We start from the raw sequence: 3,047 nt of genomic DNA on the forward strand, positions 1-3,047 counted from the left end.
CCGCAAGCAGCCACCTTCGGCGGCCATTCTTGACCGGCTCGGTCTACCGATCACTATCTGACTATTATGAACACACTTCACCGTCGTCATTCGTTGCCCATTCTCCGTACTGGCCCTGCGCTCGGGAAGACGCACCGTCATCTGCCGTCCGTTTCTCGTCGCAGCCGGAGCCCTGTACTTACACCTTTGATGCAGGATCGTCATCTGACGCTGGTTTGTTGCTACCACTGAGGCTCCCTTGCGAACAGATTACTCCCTCAGGAGCGGCATCATACTGACATCACCCGCTCACAACGCTAATTGCCTGGAAAAAGCCCGTGAAAACGCTGAAGCCTGGTATTCATGCGGCTTGCGGCCCCCCCCCCCTTCACGACACCTCTTAACGACACCCCTTCACAACGCCAATTACCCAGCTAGAACCAGTGAACACGCTGAAGCCCAGTATTCATGAGGCTTACAGCGGCAACACCCCTTCACAACACCTCTTGACGACACCCCTTCACAACGCCAATCGCCCAGCTAAAGCCAGTGAATATGCTGAAACCCAGTATTCATGCGGCTTGCAGCCGCAACACCTCTTCACGACACCCCTTCGGTCATAATCGGCAGATTCTCTCTATGTGAGGTGAACCGTCAGACTCCCATAAGCAAGTGATGGGAGGTGAGCCCTGTTTTTACGATGTGTCGCGAAGCGGATGTCAGGGCCATCCAAAGCATCAGATCAGCCACTTGGGTTTTCCGAGATCGAGGGGAGACTGGACTCACCTACACCGAGGAGCACCAACATGAATTTGCTCGCCACCATTTCCAATCTGATGGCCTCAATCGCCCAACCCAAAAAACCGCTGTACACCACAGTAATCTATCCCAGCCAAGGGAAAGCAGTCGTGTTGCATGACGGTCTCAACATCTGCAGTGAGCGCACGTGGTACCAGCATCCCGATTCGCTGACTGGCGAAGAAGAGAGGTCAACCGATCCGCTCAATCTTCATATCGAAGATAACGCCGTCTGGATCGAGCCCGTCATGCAGACTCAGGCTGACAATTACAGCCTGCTGAGCAGCTTCATGGATCAGATGGACAACACTTGGGTCAACCCGGCCAACGGGCTGCCGATGATGGATGGCTGCGTCGATGTCGTGGGAAATGCGTACGGCATCGACTCGATGAGCGACGGTCTGTGGTTCGATCACGGCGGCACGTTCGCAGACTGAATCAGTGCCCGCCAGTTGTCGGCGCTAGAACGCTGAACCAGCATGCGAATTTGCTGTGAGTTTCTGTACAGTGAACTAGTCGTTTAGACTCTGATGGCCACCAGCACGGGAGAAGAACATGGACCGGTTTGAGCTACTGATCTACTCAGTGTTCGGCGTGCTCTGCGCCCTGGGGATTACCGCTGCGATTGGTTACAAGATTGCCGCTTACCTGGACAAGCAACACGACAACAGCAGACACAACGGAACACACCCAAACTCGACTGCCGAGTAATTGGATGAAGTGAGCGATCAGGTCACGTTAAAGCACGTGCCCAGTCAGGGAGGATGGCATCGTGAGCAAAGTTGAATGCCAGTGCTGTAGAAAGATGATAGTTCCGAAGGTGATCACCAGCGCGCCGTTCTATGTGAGCGGAGTTCCCCTAGGCCGTGGTGATCCCGAGTCATCTGTATGCCCCTTCTGTCTGTCGCCGAAATGGATGCTCACCGAGCACCAGGCTCTGGCCGCTGGCAAGGCCAATGCAGAGTTCTACGGCATTATGGTTCTTGCCCTAGTAAACATCGTTGCCTTCGTACGCCTCGGAGAGTTGGGGGGCGGGATAGTGCTTGCTGTATCGGTCGCAGCTTTCTTCCTACGCAGCAGAATTATCAGCGCGCTAAAGCAGCGCTTGAGCCGCTAAACCGGCTCGTCTCGCCTCCCTTCAAACTACATTGCTGCTGGTCATCTGATCGCGAACTTTAAGCACCGTCGTGGTACTGCAACCTGCATGGCGAGCAGTCGCGCGAATACCCAGGCCAGCGCCCAGTAGTTCACCGATGCGCTGATGCAGGTTCTTGTCAGCCGGCTGCCCCTTGTAAGCACCGGAAGCTTTGGCTCGATGAATTCCCTGGGCCTGACGCTCACGACGCTGCTCGTAATCCTTGCGCGCGATAGCTGCCATCATCTCGATCATCATGCCGTTGATCGCCGCCTGCATTCGGTCAGTGAATTCGTCACCAGCCTTATCTCTCATGCTCTGATGGCTGGTCGGAAGATCCAGGGCGACAATACGCAGCCCTTTGGAATCAATCGCAGCCTTGAGTGCCTGCCAATCAGCAACCGGCAATCGAGAAAGCCGGTCGATGCTTTCCAGGAGCAATACGTCTCCCGCATGGGCATCTGCTATCAGTCTCAACAGCTCTGCTCTGTCAGTTCTGGCACCACTGGCGTTCTCAACGTATTGCGCAGCAATGGCCCTGCCATGGTCGGCAGCGAACTGCTGTAGAGCCTCCCGGGCACGATTGGCGTCTTGCTCGGCAGTTGATGCACGAAGGTAAGCGCGTACGAACATCAGATTTCCTTTCGCGTATCAGTTTGGGTGGTGTTTTTCAGGCGTATCAGTTAGACCGTTACTTACAAATTCGAGCGCCAGGGAAACTGTGCTCCCGGACGTATCAGCTAAGGCATACCCAAAAAAATCGCCGCAGACTTGCGAAAGCCAGCGACGAAAGACCAGCAGGATTATTTTCCTACGAAGTAGAGTGCTCGGCCTTGGTTGAATATGGCGGCCGGGATCGAATCCTTCCTCAGTCGCTGACCAGGATGGTAGATGTAGATCCATTCGGGTAGGTACTTCGATGCCTGCAGCATGGCTTCCGAAGTCGTCATGTCGTTTTTGTAGGCATCAAGCGTGAACTGGTTGTGCCGGATAAATATCGGCCCGTAGCTGCGAGGCGACGCCAAGAAGCTTGGTGACGCAGCGGGTGTATCCGCGAATGGGACAGGACGTTCCGCAAAGATATCGGCTGGTGTTGCATACGAGCGCGAATGAGCATCAGGATATCGGCCGGTCT

Annotated in this window: 4 protein-coding genes and 1 pseudogene; 3 read left to right on the forward strand and 2 right to left on the reverse strand. The window is 55.0% G+C overall.

Features of this window, described 5'->3' with window-relative positions; genetic code table 11:
* The first annotated feature begins 785 nt into the window (after positions 1-785).
* From PM2_RS29240 to PM2_RS29245, 3 genes are all read left to right on the forward strand, one after another.
* On the forward strand, positions 786-1,214 hold the full coding sequence (locus tag PM2_RS29240) for a hypothetical protein (RefSeq protein WP_028700101.1): 429 nt from the start codon (positions 786-788) through the stop codon (positions 1,212-1,214).
* A 118-nt stretch (positions 1,215-1,332) separates the two neighbouring features.
* Positions 1,333-1,488, forward strand: a complete 156-nt coding sequence (locus tag PM2_RS31320; RefSeq protein ID WP_169739414.1) for a hypothetical protein — start codon at positions 1,333-1,335, stop codon at positions 1,486-1,488.
* A gap of 61 nt (positions 1,489-1,549) precedes the next feature.
* Complete coding sequence (locus tag PM2_RS29245) at positions 1,550-1,894, forward strand: hypothetical protein (RefSeq protein ID WP_028700102.1); 345 nt, start codon at positions 1,550-1,552, stop codon at positions 1,892-1,894.
* Positions 1,895-1,915: 21 nt separating this feature from the next.
* Here the strand turns inward: PM2_RS29245 and PM2_RS29250 are convergent, their stop codons facing one another.
* Positions 1,916-2,545: a recombinase family protein gene (locus PM2_RS29250; RefSeq protein ID WP_028700103.1), complete on the reverse strand. Its 630-nt coding sequence runs from the start codon at positions 2,543-2,545 to the stop codon at positions 1,916-1,918.
* Between the two features lie 170 nt (positions 2,546-2,715).
* A pseudogene (locus PM2_RS31450) lies at positions 2,716-3,047 on the reverse strand (hypothetical protein); the annotation flags it as partial.

This window comes from Pseudomonas monteilii NBRC 103158 = DSM 14164, assembly GCF_000730605.1.
Lineage (GTDB): Bacteria > Pseudomonadota > Gammaproteobacteria > Pseudomonadales > Pseudomonadaceae > Aquipseudomonas > Aquipseudomonas monteilii.